Here is a 14,560-nt window from a genome sequence, read left to right on the forward strand (position 1 = left end):
CGCGGCATGACCCCCGAGGTCGTCGTGATACTCGGACTGAGTATGGCCACGCTCGTCCTGCTGTTCGTCGCGTTCCTCACGACGACGCGTCAGGACAGGGAGGCCGACGAGTCCGAGCGCTCCGGCGAGACGCCCCTGCCCTCGGTTGAGGCCGCGCAGCCGTCGGCCCAACCGTCCGCGGGCCATGTCGGCATCGACTACCCCGACCCCCGCACGATCAGGGTCGGCGACACGATCGAGTGCCAGGGGGTCCGCAGCAGGGTCCTCGGCGCCCTGTACCTGTCGTGGCAGGGCACCCAGTGGACCGAGTACCGCCTCGACGACGGCACCCGCCGCCCCCAGTGGCTCTCGATCCAGATGCGCCCCGGGCTGGCCACCGATGATCCGCCGCACCTTGAGGTGCTGCTGTGGACGCAGGTGCCCACGGAGGGCATGATCCCCGCCAAGGCCACGCTGAGCGTCGAGGGAGTCGACTTCTTCCCCGTCGACCGGGGCACCGCGGCCTTCCGGGGCGAGGGGGTCACCTCGATGCCCGAGCGGGGCCTGCTCGACTTCGCCGACTACCGGGCCGCCGACGGCCGCCTGCTCAGCTTCGAACGCCTCCAGGGCAAGCGCTGGAGTGCCTCCCACGCCCAGCCCCTCGCCCCCGGCACGATCAAGATCGAAAAGAAGAAGGGCAGCTAGGCCACACGCCCCCGATCACTCCGACGTCCTGTACGTCGACCCGAACCCGACCTGTCCGGTCGCGACGTGGACGCACTCGTCGCGTAGCGAGTCGCGGTGGGGCCCGCCGGGCTCCTCACTCACGGTGTACGAAATGCGGGGTGGGCGGGGCCGCCGTCCCTGACAGGTCGCGGACGATCAGGACAGATCGACTTTCCTGGCGGAGGATTTCGGGTCGGCCCGCCAGCCGTCGTGGCTTTTCGCGGCCGTCCATGCCTGGCCGTCGTAGCGGATCCCTCCCAGCCCGAACTCCTTGGCGTGGGCGATCGACCAGGCGGCCACCAGCCAGCCGCGCCTGCGCGAGGAGGGCTCGAAGGCGCTGCCCGCTCCGAGCGCCCTGGCGAGCTCGCGCGCGGCCCTCCGCTCGTCGGGGAGCGGGGTCTTGCCCGTCGGGGCGGGGAACCAGCAGTGCACCGCCTTGGGCACGCGCCCGGTGAACGCCGCCGCGAGAACCTTCCCGTCCTCCTCGTGCTGGGCGTACGCCGACCCGTCCGCCGAGCGTTGCACGGCCTGGGCCGCCTCGTGGAGCGGCAGCCTGCGGTAGTTTCGCACCTTCACCAGCGCGGAGAAGAACCTTCCCGACGCGTAGACGGGGTCGACGAGCTGCTCGGGCCTACCCCACCCCTGGGAGGGGCGCTGCTGGAACACGCCGACCGAGTCGCGGTCGCCGCCCGTCAAGTTCTCCAGCTTGGACTCCTGGATGCCGGTGGCGTAGGCGATCACCACGGCCCGCTCGGGCAGCTTTCTGCGGGCCGCGACGGCCGCGATGACCGCGGCCACCTTGGCCTGTTCGAGGTCCAGCTCCAGAGAGCCCTCTGGCGTAGTGATCTTGCATCCCTCACCGAGGTCGACGAGCGGTGTCACCTTTCTGAGAAGGCTGAGAAGACCCACGGTGATGGCCACCGCGAGCACGGTCACGATCGCGATGATCGCGATGACCCCTTTTGAGAAGCGCCGTCGCACGGTCAAGAACCTACAGGTCCCCAGCGATTGCGCGGTCTGGTGGAACGCCGCGAACGTAGGCTCCGGCCATGACCCAGAGCGATGCCGGCCCGCTGCCCGCGGCCGTCGACGAGCTGTGGCGGCGCAGGGCCGAGTTGAGTCCCGCCGACACCGAGGCCCGCGCCGTCGTCGTGAGCGCGGTGGACATGCTCGACAGCGGCAAGGTCCGGGTAGCCGGGGTCTCCCGCGCCGGTGAGGTGGTCGTGGACGAGCGCGCCCGGCGGGCCGTCATGCTCGCGTTCCTGGTACTCGGCACGTCCAGGTCCCAGGTGGGCGACTTCCACCACCACGACCGCGTCCCGCTGAAGGCCTCCGTCGAGGGGGTGCGCGTCGTGCCGGGGGCGATCGCCCGCTGGGGCTCCTACCTGGCGCCGGGCGTCGTGCTGATGCCCTCGTTCGTCGACATCGGCGCCCACGTGGACGAGGGCAGCACGGTGGGCGCGTGGGCCTCGATCGGCTCGTGCGCCCAGATCGGCAGGAACGTCCACCTGTCCGGGGGAGTCGGCGTCGGGGAGAGCGGCGACCCCGACGACGGGGAGGCATTCCTCGCCGCCGAGGAACGAACGGTGCCCGCGATCGTCGAGGACGGTGCGATGATCGGCGGCCGGGCGGTGATCGCCGATGGAGCCCGGGTGGGACGGGGTGCCGTGGTCGGCGCCGGGACGATCCTGTCGGGCTCGACCCCGGTGATCGACGTGCGGACGGGCGAGGAACTGGAGCCCGGGCGCGTCCCCGACTGGTGCGTGGCGACCGGAGGCACCCGCCGGCGCGAGTTTCCCGGCGGCGCCTTCGACCTGGGCTGTGTCCTGGTGCTCGAACGCCTGAAGGACGGCCACAGGCCCGGCAGGGCCGAACTCGACCGCGTCCTGCGCGGATAGGGCCGTCGGCGCCCGGACCGGTGGGGGCGCGGCCGAGACGGGAGGACCGTTCGGGTCCGGCACGGGCACGGCGGGTTTCCCACGGGGCGGGACCTCGTGCGGGCTCCCGGGGCGTGGGATCTCGTGCGGGCTCCCGCGGCGTGGGCGTGGGATCTCGTGCGGGCACCCGGGCGTGGGCGTGAGACTCGTGCGGGCACTAGGGTCGCGGGCATGAGTACGCGTCTGGACCTCACGCAGGATGTCGGGGAGCTCACCGCCAGGATCGTGGACGTCGAGTCGGTCAGCGGCGGCGAGAAGGCCCTGGCCGACGCCGTGGAGGAGTCCCTGAGGCCGCTACGGCACCTCACCGTCGAACGCGACGGCGAGTCGATCGTGGCCCGCACTCATCTGGGCCGCGGCGAGCGGGTGGTGATCGCCGGGCACCTCGACACCGTTCCCGTCGCGGGCAACCTGCCCAGCCGGGTCGAGGGAGACCGGCTGTACGGCTGCGGCACCTCGGACATGAAGGCCGGTGTCGCGGTCGCGCTGAAACTCGCGGCCACCCTTCCCGAGCCCAGCAGGGACGTGACCTACGTCTTCTACGACTGCGAGGAGATCGAGGCCGAGCGTAACGGGCTGCTCCGCCTCAGCCGCACCCGTCCCGACTGGCTCGCGGGTGACTTCGCCGTGCTCATGGAGCCCACCGACGGCGTGATCGAGGGCGGCTGCCAGGGCACGCTCCGAGCCCAGATCGTCATCCGGGGCAAGCGCTCGCACAGCGCCAGGTCCTGGTTCGGGATCAACGCGATCCACGCCGCCCAGCCGGTGCTCGCGATCCTGAACGCCTACGAGGCGAGACTTCCCGTCGTGGACGGCCTGGAGTATCACGAGGGACTGAACGCGGTGGGCATCGGCGGCGGCATCGCGGGCAACGTGATCCCGGACGAGTGCGTGGTGACCGTGAACTACCGCTTCGCTCCCGACCTGTCGCTGGACGAGGCGCGCGCCCACGTACGCGAGGTCTTCGACGGGTACGAGGTCCGCTTCACCGACGGCGCCGCCGCCGCGCGGCCCGGCCTGACCCATCCGACGGCGTCGGCCTTCGTCGAGGCCGTCGGCGGCACGCCGCGGGCCAAGCTCGGCTGGACCGACGTCTCGCTCTTTTCCGGCCTGGGTGTGCCCGCGGTCAACTACGGCCCAGGGGATCCGAACCTGGCGCACCAGAAGGAGGAGTTCGTCTCGTTGGCGAAGATCGCCGACTGCGAGCGCGGAATGCTCGGCTGGCTGTCGTGAGGGCTTGTTCGCGGCGTGCGCGGGCCTCGGCGTGCGAGAGCCTGGAGGGGCGGTGCAAATGAAAGTGGCTTTCCTCGCCGGCCATTTGGCGGGGAAAGCCACTTTCAGTCCCGAGCAGCACCCTCGTTCGGTTAGACGTGCGCTGTTCAAAGTCCGGTTCCATGTTTTCATGGAGATTTTTCAAGATTTTTCTGAGACGACGTTACGGTGGCCCGCATGAAGAAAACACGTCCGGAGCGTCGCCAGGGGGCCGCCGTGGTCCGTGGTGACCTCGTCTCCGAGTCCACCCACGACCAGCGGCTTCTTGATCGGAGGGGTCCCGCCGACTGGCTGCACATGGATCCGTGGCGGGTGATGCGCATCCAGGCCGAGTTTGTGGAGGGCTTCGGTCACCTCGCCGAGCTGCCCCAGGCGGTCACCGTCTTCGGGTCCGCGCGCACCCCCGAGGGCACCCCCGAGTACGAGATGGGGGTTCAGCTGGGCAGGAAGCTGTCCGAGGCGGGCTACGCCGTGATCACCGGTGGCGGCCCCGGCTGCATGGAGGCCGCCAACAGGGGAGCCGTGGAGGCGGACGGCGTCTCGGTCGGCCTGGGCATCGAGCTGCCCTTCGAGCAGAGCATGAACGAGTACGTCGATCTCGGCATCGAGTTCCGCTACTTCTTCGTCCGCAAGACCATGTTCGTGAAGTACTCCTGCGGATTCGTCACGCTGCCCGGCGGTTTCGGCACCATGGACGAGCTCTTCGAGGCGCTCACCCTGGTCCAGACCCGGAAGGTCACCTCCTTCCCCGTGGTGCTGATGGGGACGGAGTTCTGGGGCGGCCTGATCGACTGGATCAAGAACACCCTCGTGACAACGGGCAAGATCTCTCCGGTGGACGTGAATCTCATCCACGTCACCGACGACGTCGACGAGGCGGTCCGGATCATCGTGGACGCCGACAGCAAGAGGGGCCGCCTACTGGAGGACGAACGGAAGGCGGCCATGTCCACGGTCGGTGACGCCGAATAGTTGGCGCGTGTTCGGCCACGCCGAATAGGGTCGGCGCGTGTTCATTTGCATATTCCTCGCGTCGAGTCAGAAGATCGACAAGAAGTATCTGGAGCTGGCGGAGCAGGTCGGCACCGAGCTAGCCAGGCGCGGCCACTCCCTGGTGAGTGGCGGGGCCAGGGTGTCCTGCATGGGAGCCGTGGCCCGTGCGGCCCGTGCGGGCGGCGCCCGGACCATCGGAGTGATCCCTCAGTCGCTGGTCGACATCGAGCTCGCGGACGAGAACGCCGACGAGTTGGTGGTCACCACCGACATGCGTGAGCGCAAGGGCGTGATGGACGCCCGCTCCGACGCCTTCCTGGTCCTGCCCGGCGGCATCGGGACCTTGGAGGAGTTGTTCGAGATCTGGACGTCCCGCACCCTGGGTCTGCACGACAAGCCGCTGGTGGTCCTCGATCCCTGGGGGATCTTCAAGCCGCTGCGGGAGCTGGTCGAGGGTATGGAGGAGGCGGGCTTCACCCGCCCGAACGTCTTCGACGCCATCTCCTGGGCCACCACGGTCGACGAGGCGTTCCGGCTGCTGGAGAAGTCGACCAGGCACCTGGAGCCGAGCGCGGAGGAGCTAGGCGAGGCCACGGCGGGTTAGCGCGGGCGGTCGCCGCCCGGCGAGGGCGTCGGTCATCTCGACCGCGAGCCGCACCTGCTCGACGCGGTCCGTACGGAAGACGCGGGCACCGGCCCACGCGCAGATCGAGGCCGCGGTGAGCTCGGCGGCCTCGGCGTCCCGCTCCCTCGCGGCGTCTCCGGCGGTGTCCATCCAGGTCGCTGGGGTTCCGGTGGCGTTCGTCCCGGTCCTGGAGTTTTCTGCGCCCTTTTCCGAGGCCGCTGCGGCGTCCGGCCCGCCTCCGGTGTTGCCCGCGGCCGCTGTTGCGGCCCTGGCGTCCGCCCTTCCGACGTTTCCGGCCGTGTCCGCCCCGCCCTCGGCCTCGTCGGACTCCCCGAGGTCGCCGGACGGTACGGGTGGTGCGGAGGTGACGCCGGCGAGCCTGGCCGGAGTGACGACCACGGTGCGCCCGGCACGGGCGAGCTCCTCGACCTCCCCGATCGAGGCGGCCTCGACCCAGCCGGGCTCGCCCGGATCACCGGGACGGAGCAGGACGAAGGCTGCCAAGCCGGGGGCGGACGTCATGATCCGATCCTAGGCCAGCGCAGATGTGGCACGATTCGTATGTGCTGGTCGTATTAGCTCTCGCTGCCGTAGCCGTTATCGCCGGTGTCACGGTCGTCGCCATGGGCCGGGGAGGGGAGCTGAGTGAGTTCGCCCCCGACGTGCCCCCGCTGAACCTGCCCCAGGCAGGTCAGCTCGGCGCGGTCGACTTCATGGCCCTCCAACTCCCGGTGAGCCTCGTCGGATACAACACGCAGAGCGTGGACGAGACGCTGAGCCGGGTCGCCGGGGCACTGAGCGAGCGTGATACCAGGATCGCCGTGCTGGAGCAGCGGGTGTCGGAGTTGCTCGCCGGTCGGCTCCAGGCTCGTCACGAGCTCAACCCCGGCTCCCGGACCTCGCCGCGCGGCCCCGAGGCGCCGTACGAGCTTTCCGGCGGGGACGGTTTCGGGCCGCCCGAGGAGTTGTCGAGCGGGTCGCGGGTGGTTTCGGGTGCCGAGAGTGAGAGGTCATCCGGGCCCTTCGGCGGGGACGGCTTCGGGCCGCCCGAGGAGTTGTCCAGCGGTTCGCGCGTGGTTTCGGGTGCCGGGGATGAGACGTCCGGATCCTCCGGCGGGGACGGTTTCGAGGCGTCCGAGAAGCTCTCTGACGGGGCGAAGGCCGAGGATGAGCCCGAGGAGGCTGCGCCTTCCAAGGATTCCGAGCCGGAGGAGCCTCTCGGGTCCGAGGAGGCCGGGCCCTCCAAGAGCTCCGAGCCGGAGAAGGCTCCCAGGTCTGAGGAGGATGTGCCTTCCAAGGATTCCGAGCCGGAGGAGACTGCCAGGCCCGACGAGGCGTCTGAGGCGTCCGGGTCATCCGGTGTGTCGCCTTTCGCCAGGCCGTCCGAGCCGCCCCAGGTGCCGGATTCGTCTTCCTCGTCCGAGACTTCGGATTCGAAGAAATCGTCTCCCGGATCCGTCGGCCTCCGTACGGGGGAGCGGGAGACGGAGGACACCCGGTGACCGAGACCTCGCGGGCAGTGGCTCCAGGCGCCCCGGTTCACGGTGAGCCTGTGACATCCGAGACTCTCGCGCAGCCCGTGGAATCGGCGGAATCCCCAGGGCTCGTGCGCTGCGGCTGGGCGACCTCGGCCCCCGACTACATCGCCTACCACGACGAGGAGTGGGGGCGTCCGGTCACCGGTGACGACCAGGTGTTCGAGCGGATCTCGCTGGAGTCCTTCCAGTCCGGCCTGTCGTGGATCACCATCCTGCGCAAGCGGGAGAACTTCCGGGCGGCCTTCGCGGGATTCTCCATCCCGGCCGTGGCCGCGTTCGGCGAGGAGGACGTCGATCGTCTGCTCGGCGACGCGGGCATCGTCCGCAACCGGGCCAAGATCGAGGCGACGATCGCGAACGCGCGGGCCGCGCTCGACGTCGACCTGTCCGACCTCGTCTGGAAGCACGCGGACCCCGGCGCGCCCGTACCGAAGACCCCCGCGGACGTGCCCGCCCAGACCCCCGGTTCCAAGGCACTGGCCAAGGAGCTCAAGGCGCACGGCTTCCGTTTCTTCGGCCCGACCACCGCCTACGCGCTGATGCAGGCCATCGGCCTGGTCAACGATCACCTGGCCGACTGCTGGATACGCCGGGCCTGACGTTTTCCCTCAGGGCTTGTGGCGCGGGGTCACCTTCTCACGCGGGGAGACGACGGTGCCCGGCGGCTTTTTCCTCGAGCCCCGTGAAGCGGGCGGGCTCGGTGAACTCCGTGTGCGGTTTCAGGCCTCGTTGAGCTGGCGGTCGACGAAGGCGGCGGCGGCGGGGAGCAGCCGCCCGGCCTCGTGCTCGAAGTAGATTCTCGCCTTCTCTCCCGGCCAGCCTCGCGGCAGGAGTTCCGCGGGGAGCCCGGGGTCGCGGAACAGGAAGTTGCGCCAGCCGTGCAGCAGCCTGCTCCGGGTGGCGAACACCTGGTCGCCGCCCGCGTTGTCGGGCAGCCCGCCGACCAGCTCCGTCGCCTGGGTCATCCACTCCTCGTAGGCGGCCCCGATGGCGTCCAGGTCCCATGTCCTGGCGACGAGCGCGGCGGGGTCACCGTCGAACACCGCCTCGAACCGGTCGGCGGCGAGATCCGCGCCTTCGAGGATCGCGTCGAGTTCCGGGGAGGGACGCGGTCCGATCCAGGTCGTCTCCGACAGGGAGGCATATCCGATGAAGGAGAGATCCGAGCGCAGGCGCTCCCGTCTGGGACGCTCGCGCACGGGTTCCACCACGAGGATGTGCCATCGGCCGTTCCACGTGATCGTTCCGACTCGGTAAATTCTTAGCGCGGTTTCGTCGAGGCGGCGTACGCACTTGGGAGTGACCTCGTAGCCGGGTCCCCTGGGCAGCCGGGCCGGTGTGAGCCAGCCCTGCCGGACCATCCGTGAGACGGCGGTGCGGACGGCGGGAGCCGCGATGTCCAGCGGGGCGAGCAGACGAACGAGGGCGGCCACGGACGCGCGACCGCCTCGGGACCTGAGGTGGTCCCCGTACAGATCGAAGAGAGCGGCGCGGGCGTTCACGAGGACAAGTTTGGCCGTCTGAAGGGGGCTTGGACAACGGTCTTGATCGCCGGATGAGCCGACGCTGAGATTGATCGTTCCCATTCTCCCTGCGGAGGCGGGATAATAGGACATCACAGAAGACGTGAATGCGTCGGCCACCCTCGGGTCAGTCGGAGATCCGGAGCCCGAAGCAGGAAGGGATACACGCATGGCGGCTATGAAGCCGAGGACCGGTGATGGTCCGCTGGAGGTCGTCAAGGAAGGCAGGGGCATCGTCATGCGGGTTCCCCTGGAGGGTGGCGGCCGCCTTGTCGTCGAACTCTCGGCGGACGAGGCAAGTGCCCTCGGTGAGGAACTGAAGAAAATCGTCGGTTGATCCCGATCTAAACCAGAAGTGGTGGAGCCGGGCCCTATTTGAGCTTGCTCGGGGAGCATGACACCTGCGACGGCCCGCGAGACCGACGATGGACAGACGACGACACGGCCCTGGCCGTCGGACCGCCTCACGGTGGCTCGCGCCAGGGCCGTGGTGTTCTCCCTGGTGCCTCTCCCCACGCCGGGCCTGATGACTGGAGTTACCGCTATGCCCATCTCCCCCCATCTGCTCCTGCCGCGCGTTCCCTATGCGCAGGGGCTGTCCGTCGCGTCCTCGGAGGGCGCGGAGCCGGCCGCAGGGGAGGGGTCCGGGACCACGCTCCCCGGTGACGCCGAGTTGCTGGCCGTCCCCTTCGCCGAGGACCTCGCGCCCGATATCGAGCTGCCGGTTCCGGTGGCGGCGCTGCTCGCCCATCACAAGGTCAAGGGCGAGGCGGGCGAGATCGTCGAGGTTCCGGTCGTGAACGGCGACGCCGTCGGCCGGGTGCTTCTCTACGGGGTCGGCGACGGTTCGCCGGCCACCCTGCGCAAGGCGGGCGCGGCGGTGGCGCGGCGCGGCAAGGGCAGGGACGCCATCAGGATCGTGCTCCCGAGCGGGCCGGTGTCCGCGTTCGTGGAGGGCGCGCTCCTGGCCACGTACACCTTCAGGGTCGGTGAGGTGAAGTCCTCCCCGGTCACGCTCGAGTTCGTCGGCGACGGGGTCGAGACGGAGGTCGCCGCCGCCGAGGTGGTGGCCGAGGCCGTGGCGCTCGCCAGAGACCTGACCAACACCCCCTCCTCGGTGAAGTCACCCGCCTGGCTCGCCGAGCGCGCCGCCGAGCGGGGTGTCGCGGTGCGGGTGTGGGACGAGCGTGAGCTGCGCTCCGGCGGGTTCGGCGGCATCCTCGCCGTCGGCCAGGGATCGGTGAGCCCGCCTCGGCTGATCCAGCTCTCCTACGAGCCCGAGGACGCGACCGGTCACGTGGTCCTGGTCGGCAAGGGCATCACGTACGACACCGGCGGCATCTCGCTCAAGCCGACGAGCAACATGGTGTTCATGAAGACCGACATGGCCGGCGGAGCCGTCGTCATCGCGGTCCTGGGCGCGCTGGCCGCGCTCGGCGTGCGGGTTCGGGTCACCGGCCTCGTCGCCGCCGCCGAGAACTCCTTCTCCGGCACGGCCCAGCGCCCCTCCGACGTGATCACGCAGTACGGGGGCCGGACGGTGGAGGTGCTCAACACCGACGCCGAGGGCCGTCTGGTCCTGGCCGACGCGCTGGCGTACGCCGACGCGGAGCTGAAGCCGGACGTCATGATCGACATCGCCACGCTGACCGGGGCGATCGGCATCGCCCTGGGCAAGGATCTCGGCGCGGTCTTCGCCTCCGACGACGAGCTGGCCGACGCCCTGATCGGGGCGGGGGAGACGAGTGGGGAGCGGCTCTGGCGGATGCCCCTGATCGACGACTACGTTCCCGCGCTCGACTCGTCCGTGGCGGACCTGACCAACATCGAGGCGGGATCGACCTACGGCGCGGGCTCCGTCACCGCGGCGCTGTTCCTGCGCGAGTTCACCGGCGGACGGCCGTGGGCGCACCTGGACATCGCGAATGTCGGCCGCAGCGGCGCCGACGACGGCGTTCTCAGCAAGGGGGCCACCGGGTACGGCGTGCGTCTGCTGCTCGGATGGCTGTCGGAGCTCCAGGGAGCGCCGATCGGGGGGCGGTGACAGCCGCGCCGACCATGCCGACCAGGTGGCGTTGAGCGAGCAGCGGTGGACGGCAGGCTGACCACGTGGCGCCGAGTCAGGTGGTGGTGACCGTCCGCGCCGATCGCGTGGCGCTGAGCGGTTGGCGGTGACCAGGCCGGGAGCCAGGCCCGTGGGCCTGGCTCCCGGTCGGCCTGCGGTCGCGGGACCGGATCCCCCGAAGGGTCCGGTGCGGGCCGCCGCTCCCGCCGGACCAACTCCTACCTGCTCGCCTCCGCGAGGCTGACGATGGCCTCGGCGGCCCGGAAGTGCTTGTTGCGGCCGAGGTCGCCGATGGTCCTGATACCGAACGCCTTGGCCAGGTCCTGGGCGTCGCTCTCGCTCACCCCGGAGAGCGCGCTGACCGGCGCGTTGGCAAGCGAGTGAAGATCGGACCCCTCGTACTCCTTGTCGAGCAGTTTGTCGAGCTTGGCGGCAACCGTCATGGCGCACCCCTGTGTATCGGTGATCGTGGGAAAGGCCCGCGTTGTGGCGACATGGCCTTATCGGCATCGTTTCCGGCCGATAGAGGATTGACGCGCGTCTCCCAGGATCTTGGTGATCGCTTGCCGGACCCGTGTGAACGGTATTGCCAGGTTTCGGGGTGTGTCGCGGGCGGTGAAGGTCGAGACGCCGGCCGGTGGGCGGGGTGGACCCGCCCCGACGGCACCGTGGACATCGTCAGGGCCGCCCGAGAACCGGCTCTCTCCATGCGAGGCGACCGTTCGGGCGCACCGGGAGCCGGCTTGAGCGTCTCGGCGCACGGGACGCCCGTAGCCGGCTCAGTCGGCGAGTTTGACGGCCGCCAGGATGCCGTCTCCCAGGGGCATCATCAGCGGGCGGAGCCGCTCGTCGGAGCGGACCAGCTTGCCCAGTTCCCTGATGACGACCGTTTCCGGATCCCGCTGCGAGGGGTCGGCCACCCTGTTGCCCCAGAGGGCGTTGTCGAAGACGACGATGCCGCCGACCCGCAGCAGGCGGACGGACTCGGCCAGGTAGTCGGCGTACTCGTGCATGGCGCCGTCGCAGAAGACCAGGTCGTAGCCGCCGTCGGAGAGACGGGGGAGCACGTCGAGGGCGCGGCCGGTGATCAGGCGGATCCGGCCGCCGGAGAATCCGGCCTGGGCGAAGCTCTGCCTGGCCAGCCGCTGGTGCTCGGGTTCCACGTCCACGCTGGTGAGCGTGCCGTCCTGGCGCATGCCGCGGAGCAGCCACAGCCCCGACACGCCGCAACCGGTGCCGATCTCCACGACGGCACGGGCGTTGATGGCGGTGGCGAGGAAGCAGAGAGCGGCGCCGCCGCCGGGCAGGATCGGGGGTGCCCCCACCTCCGCGCCGCGCATGCGCGCGGCCCGCAGGATGTCGTCCTCCCTGTGGAACTCGTCGGCATAGGCCAGAGTGGCCTCCAACGGACTTGTCGGCGTCTCTGCCATCGGCCTCTCCTCCCGCTTTCTCCGTACACAGTCATATAGGCGCTGGGTCGCAGCCTAAGGGAGGCAGGCCCGATCGGGAACTCATGTCACCCCCGGTGCGTTGCACGGTTTAAGCGGCCTTTGCCGGTCCTGAAGGTAGTGAGTGCGCACGAAGGGACGAAACCAGGCACTATGGCGATAGCGGTGGCCCCTGAGAGAGGAGTGCCGGTGGAGGGTTCCGACCACCAGGCGGAAGCTCCCATGTCCGACTGGACGCCTCCCACCTGGGAGGAGGTGGTGCGGACGCACTCTGCGCGCGTCTACCGGCTGGCCTATCGGCTGACCGGGAACGTGCACGATGCGGAGGATCTCACCCAGGAGGTCTTCGTCCGGGTCTTCAGGTCGTTGTCCAACTACACGCCGGGCACTTTCGAGGGCTGGCTGCACCGCATCACCACCAACCTGTTCCTCGACATGGCGCGGCGCAAGCAGCGCATCAGGTTCGAGGGGCTCGCCGACGACGCCGCCGAGCGGTTGCGCGGACGCGAGCCTTCTCCCGCCCAGGTGTACGACGACACCCATCTGGAGCCCGACATCCAGGCGGCACTCGACGCGCTCGCGCCCGAGTTCCGTGCGGCCGTCGTCCTGTGTGACATCGAGGGGCTGTCCTACGAGGAGATCGCGGCGACGCTGGGCGTGAAGCTCGGCACCGTCCGCAGCAGGATCCACCGTGGGCGGTCGCAGTTGCGTGAGGCGCTGGATCACCGTGCGCCGCGGAACGATCAATTCCCCCCGAACGTTACTCACGGGGAGGAATTCGCATGAGAAACCACAGTCATGACGAATGTCACGACGAGCCACTTGGCAAGGAGTGCGCATGAGTCACCTCGGAGAACGCGTTTCCGCGCTGGTCGACGGTGAGCTGAATCACCACGAGCGCGACCGTGCCCTCTCGCACCTGACCTTCTGTGCCCCCTGCAGGGCCGAGGTCGACGCCGTGCGGGCCCTGAAGAGCCGGTTGCGCTCCCTCGACGGTCCGGCGATGCCGACCGACCTGACGATGTCCCTGCTGCGAATGGCCGAGCCCGGCGGCCCGTTGCCGCCGCGTGAGCGCCCCTTTCGGGCCGCACGCACCTTCGGTGGCGCGCCCATTCCGAGCATGCACGGCATCGCACCCCCCGACAACCGGCCCAGGGGCCGTGCCGGAGGACCCCGCCGCGCGCGCAGGGCGGGTTACGTCGCGGTGGGCGTCGCCTCGGCGGCCGTGGCCATCGGGACCCTGTTCGTGGTAGGCGGGGCCGATCCCAACCCGCGCATCGTGCCGCCGGTCGACATGTTCGCCAACCAGCACAGGAACACCGCGCCCTATGGCGGGTCGGCGACGCCGACTCTCTCCCCCTCTCCGTGATCCGGCTGCCCGCCACGGTCATCCTGGCCGCTCTCATGCTGCTGGGGCTGGTGACGGGCGGTACGGCACACGCCGTCCGGTCCCCGCACGTCGCGCCGCCGGACGACGTCGAGAGCGAGGACACCGGCCTGCACCTGCTCCGCGAGGCGGCGGCCGCGGGCCGCTCCCGCGGATACTCCGGCACCCAGTACGTCACCTCCTGGGGCACCTCGGGTGCCGTCTCCGAGGTGTTGGAGGTGCGCAACGTCCCGGGAAAGGGGTTGACGGTACGCACCGCGTCCTCGGGGTCCTCGGGGTCCTCGGGGTCCGTGGGAGATGCCGCCCCCTCGGGTTCGGTGCGGAACGCCGATCCCGGCACCCCGGCCGGGGGCATGTCCAGCCCGTCCGAGGTGATGCTCGAGGTCATGGCCCGCAACTACCGGGTCGTGGACGCGGGGGAGGGCTTCGCCTGCGGGCGCCCGGCCCGCCTGGTGAACGTCCTGCGGGTCGACGGCACGGTCGCCGCCCGCTACTGGCTCGACCGGGACGGAGGCCCGGTGCTGCGCCGCGAGCTCATGGACACGAAGGGGCGGGTCGTCAGGGCCGGAGCCTTCGTCGACCTGACCCTCGATCCGGTGGTGAGGAGCGCGGCGCCCGCGATGGCGGCCGGTGGCCTTGACCTGGCCGAGCTGCCGCGGATGGAGGCCGAGGGGCTGCGTCTCCCCCACACCCTGCCGGGACGGCTGGAGCTCTTCGCCGCTCGCATCGTCCCTTCCGGATACGTGTATCTCGGATATTCAGATGGTCTGTCGGTTGTGTCGGTTTTTATCCAGTCTGGGATGCTTGACGAAGAACGTCTCCAGGGTTGGCATGCGGAACGGCGTAAGGGGCATACGATCTGGATTCGAGACCCTGCTGTGCAGGAGACGATCTGGGCGAGTGGGGGTCATGTCTACACTGTCTTTGCCGACGCGCCGGCCGACATGGTCGACGCCGCTGTCGCGGCGCTGCCGCACGAGCCCGTTCCCGATCTCTGGACGCGGCTCGGCCGCGGTGCCAGCCGTCTGCTCTCCTGGGTCAATCCCTTCGGATAGCGCGTGCTTTAC

At 70.0% G+C, this 14,560-nt stretch carries 17 protein-coding genes; 12 read left to right on the top strand and 5 right to left on the bottom strand.

Annotated features, from left to right (window positions below):
• Positions 1-6 precede the first annotated feature (6 nt).
• A complete protein-coding gene (locus tag AB0B90_RS22075) occupies positions 7-684 on the top strand; it encodes a DUF4178 domain-containing protein (RefSeq protein ID WP_350947915.1) in 678 nt (225 codons plus the stop codon).
• A gap of 177 nt (positions 685-861) precedes the next feature.
• Here the strand turns inward: AB0B90_RS22075 and AB0B90_RS22080 are convergent, their stop codons facing one another.
• The gene (locus tag AB0B90_RS22080) at positions 862-1,686 is read right to left on the bottom strand and encodes a hypothetical protein (protein ID WP_362924378.1); all 825 of its coding nucleotides are present in this window, start codon (positions 1,684-1,686) and stop codon (positions 862-864) included.
• A 68-nt stretch (positions 1,687-1,754) separates the two neighbouring features.
• Between AB0B90_RS22080 and AB0B90_RS22085 the strand changes: the two genes are divergently transcribed.
• From AB0B90_RS22085 to AB0B90_RS22100, 4 genes are all read left to right on the top strand, one after another.
• Positions 1,755-2,603, top strand: a complete 849-nt coding sequence (locus tag AB0B90_RS22085; RefSeq protein ID WP_362924380.1) for a 2,3,4,5-tetrahydropyridine-2,6-dicarboxylate N-succinyltransferase — start codon at positions 1,755-1,757, stop codon at positions 2,601-2,603.
• A 210-nt stretch (positions 2,604-2,813) separates the two neighbouring features.
• On the top strand, positions 2,814-3,875 hold the full coding sequence (gene dapE / locus AB0B90_RS22090; protein WP_362924382.1) for a succinyl-diaminopimelate desuccinylase: 1,062 nt from the start codon (positions 2,814-2,816) through the stop codon (positions 3,873-3,875).
• A gap of 216 nt (positions 3,876-4,091) precedes the next feature.
• Entirely contained in the window at positions 4,092-4,886 is a 795-nt protein-coding gene (locus tag AB0B90_RS22095; protein ID WP_350947911.1) for a TIGR00730 family Rossman fold protein, read from the top strand.
• A gap of 37 nt (positions 4,887-4,923) precedes the next feature.
• Positions 4,924-5,511 carry a TIGR00730 family Rossman fold protein gene (locus AB0B90_RS22100; protein ID WP_350947910.1) on the top strand — a complete coding sequence of 196 codons (588 nt, stop codon included), beginning with the start codon at positions 4,924-4,926 and terminating at the stop codon, positions 5,509-5,511.
• On the opposite strand, the gene AB0B90_RS22105 is transcribed toward AB0B90_RS22100, so the two are convergent.
• The gene (locus AB0B90_RS22105; protein WP_362924385.1) at positions 5,488-6,054 is read right to left on the bottom strand and encodes a hypothetical protein; all 567 of its coding nucleotides are present in this window, start codon (positions 6,052-6,054) and stop codon (positions 5,488-5,490) included. The genes AB0B90_RS22100 and AB0B90_RS22105 overlap by 24 nt on opposite strands.
• Positions 6,055-6,077: 23 nt before the next feature.
• Between AB0B90_RS22105 and AB0B90_RS22110 the strand changes: the two genes are divergently transcribed.
• Both AB0B90_RS22110 and AB0B90_RS22115 read left to right on the top strand, forming a co-directional pair.
• Positions 6,078-7,034, top strand: coding sequence for a hypothetical protein (locus AB0B90_RS22110; protein WP_362924387.1), 957 nt, complete (start codon positions 6,078-6,080; stop codon positions 7,032-7,034).
• Positions 7,035-7,084: 50 nt separating this feature from the next.
• On the top strand, positions 7,085-7,669 hold the full coding sequence (locus AB0B90_RS22115) for a DNA-3-methyladenine glycosylase I (protein ID WP_350947907.1): 585 nt from the start codon (positions 7,085-7,087) through the stop codon (positions 7,667-7,669).
• Between the two features lie 120 nt (positions 7,670-7,789).
• Here the strand turns inward: AB0B90_RS22115 and AB0B90_RS22120 are convergent, their stop codons facing one another.
• Positions 7,790-8,572, bottom strand: coding sequence for a PaaX family transcriptional regulator C-terminal domain-containing protein (locus AB0B90_RS22120; protein WP_350947906.1), 783 nt, complete (start codon positions 8,570-8,572; stop codon positions 7,790-7,792).
• 190 nt (positions 8,573-8,762) lie between these two features.
• Here AB0B90_RS22120 and AB0B90_RS22125 point away from each other — a divergent pair, with 190 nt between their 5' ends.
• Together AB0B90_RS22125 and AB0B90_RS22130 are read left to right on the top strand one after the other, a co-directional pair.
• Positions 8,763-8,930 (top strand): DUF3117 domain-containing protein, encoded by a 168-nt coding sequence (locus AB0B90_RS22125; RefSeq protein WP_084195322.1) that lies wholly within the window; start codon positions 8,763-8,765, stop codon positions 8,928-8,930.
• Between the two features lie 207 nt (positions 8,931-9,137).
• On the top strand, positions 9,138-10,637 hold the full coding sequence (locus tag AB0B90_RS22130) for a leucyl aminopeptidase family protein (RefSeq protein WP_362924390.1): 1,500 nt from the start codon (positions 9,138-9,140) through the stop codon (positions 10,635-10,637).
• 239 nt (positions 10,638-10,876) lie between these two features.
• Here the strand turns inward: AB0B90_RS22130 and AB0B90_RS22135 are convergent, their stop codons facing one another.
• Together AB0B90_RS22135 and AB0B90_RS22140 are read right to left on the bottom strand one after the other, a co-directional pair.
• Positions 10,877-11,101 carry a hypothetical protein gene (locus AB0B90_RS22135; RefSeq protein WP_350947904.1) on the bottom strand — a complete coding sequence of 75 codons (225 nt, stop codon included), beginning with the start codon at positions 11,099-11,101 and terminating at the stop codon, positions 10,877-10,879.
• A 336-nt stretch (positions 11,102-11,437) separates the two neighbouring features.
• Positions 11,438-12,088 (bottom strand): O-methyltransferase, encoded by a 651-nt coding sequence (locus AB0B90_RS22140; protein WP_350947903.1) that lies wholly within the window; start codon positions 12,086-12,088, stop codon positions 11,438-11,440.
• 171 nt (positions 12,089-12,259) lie between these two features.
• Between AB0B90_RS22140 and sigE the strand changes: the two genes are divergently transcribed.
• The 3 genes from sigE to AB0B90_RS22155 are packed head-to-tail and all read left to right on the top strand — an operon-like array spanning position 12,260 to position 14,548.
• A complete protein-coding gene (gene sigE / locus AB0B90_RS22145; protein ID WP_350947901.1) occupies positions 12,260-12,892 on the top strand; it encodes an RNA polymerase sigma factor SigE in 633 nt (210 codons plus the stop codon).
• A gap of 52 nt (positions 12,893-12,944) precedes the next feature.
• Complete coding sequence (locus tag AB0B90_RS22150) at positions 12,945-13,475, top strand: zf-HC2 domain-containing protein (RefSeq protein WP_350947900.1); 531 nt, start codon at positions 12,945-12,947, stop codon at positions 13,473-13,475.
• Positions 13,472-14,548 (top strand): sigma-E factor regulatory protein RseB domain-containing protein, encoded by a 1,077-nt coding sequence (locus tag AB0B90_RS22155; RefSeq protein WP_362924392.1) that lies wholly within the window; start codon positions 13,472-13,474, stop codon positions 14,546-14,548. Before AB0B90_RS22150 ends, AB0B90_RS22155 begins: the two co-directional genes overlap by 4 nt.
• The last annotated feature ends 12 nt before the right edge of the window (positions 14,549-14,560 follow it).

The organism is Streptosporangium sp. NPDC049078, assembly GCF_040648855.1.
In the GTDB taxonomy this organism is placed as follows: Bacteria; Actinomycetota; Actinomycetes; order Streptosporangiales; family Streptosporangiaceae; genus Streptosporangium.

What these genes read in the sequence shown, in the direction of transcription:
- AB0B90_RS22075 (WP_350947915.1), top strand. Translation starts at nt 7, where the DNA reads ATGACCCCCGAGGTCGTCGTGATACTCGGACTGAGTATGGCCACGCTC.
- AB0B90_RS22085 (WP_362924380.1), top strand. Translation starts at nt 1,755, where the DNA reads ATGACCCAGAGCGATGCCGGCCCGCTGCCCGCGGCCGTCGACGAGCTG.
- dapE (WP_362924382.1), top strand. Translation starts at nt 2,814, where the DNA reads ATGAGTACGCGTCTGGACCTCACGCAGGATGTCGGGGAGCTCACCGCC.
- AB0B90_RS22095 (WP_350947911.1), top strand. Translation starts at nt 4,092, where the DNA reads ATGAAGAAAACACGTCCGGAGCGTCGCCAGGGGGCCGCCGTGGTCCGT.
- AB0B90_RS22105 (WP_362924385.1), bottom strand. Translation starts at nt 6,054, where the DNA reads ATGACGTCCGCCCCCGGCTTGGCAGCCTTCGTCCTGCTCCGTCCCGGT.
- AB0B90_RS22110 (WP_362924387.1), top strand. Translation starts at nt 6,078, where the DNA reads ATGTGGCACGATTCGTATGTGCTGGTCGTATTAGCTCTCGCTGCCGTA.
- AB0B90_RS22125 (WP_084195322.1), top strand. Translation starts at nt 8,763, where the DNA reads ATGGCGGCTATGAAGCCGAGGACCGGTGATGGTCCGCTGGAGGTCGTC.
- AB0B90_RS22130 (WP_362924390.1), top strand. Translation starts at nt 9,138, where the DNA reads ATGCCCATCTCCCCCCATCTGCTCCTGCCGCGCGTTCCCTATGCGCAG.
- AB0B90_RS22135 (WP_350947904.1), bottom strand. Translation starts at nt 11,101, where the DNA reads ATGACGGTTGCCGCCAAGCTCGACAAACTGCTCGACAAGGAGTACGAG.
- AB0B90_RS22140 (WP_350947903.1), bottom strand. Translation starts at nt 12,088, where the DNA reads ATGGCAGAGACGCCGACAAGTCCGTTGGAGGCCACTCTGGCCTATGCC.
- sigE (WP_350947901.1), top strand. Translation starts at nt 12,260, where the DNA reads ATGGCGATAGCGGTGGCCCCTGAGAGAGGAGTGCCGGTGGAGGGTTCC.
- AB0B90_RS22150 (WP_350947900.1), top strand. Translation starts at nt 12,945, where the DNA reads ATGAGTCACCTCGGAGAACGCGTTTCCGCGCTGGTCGACGGTGAGCTG.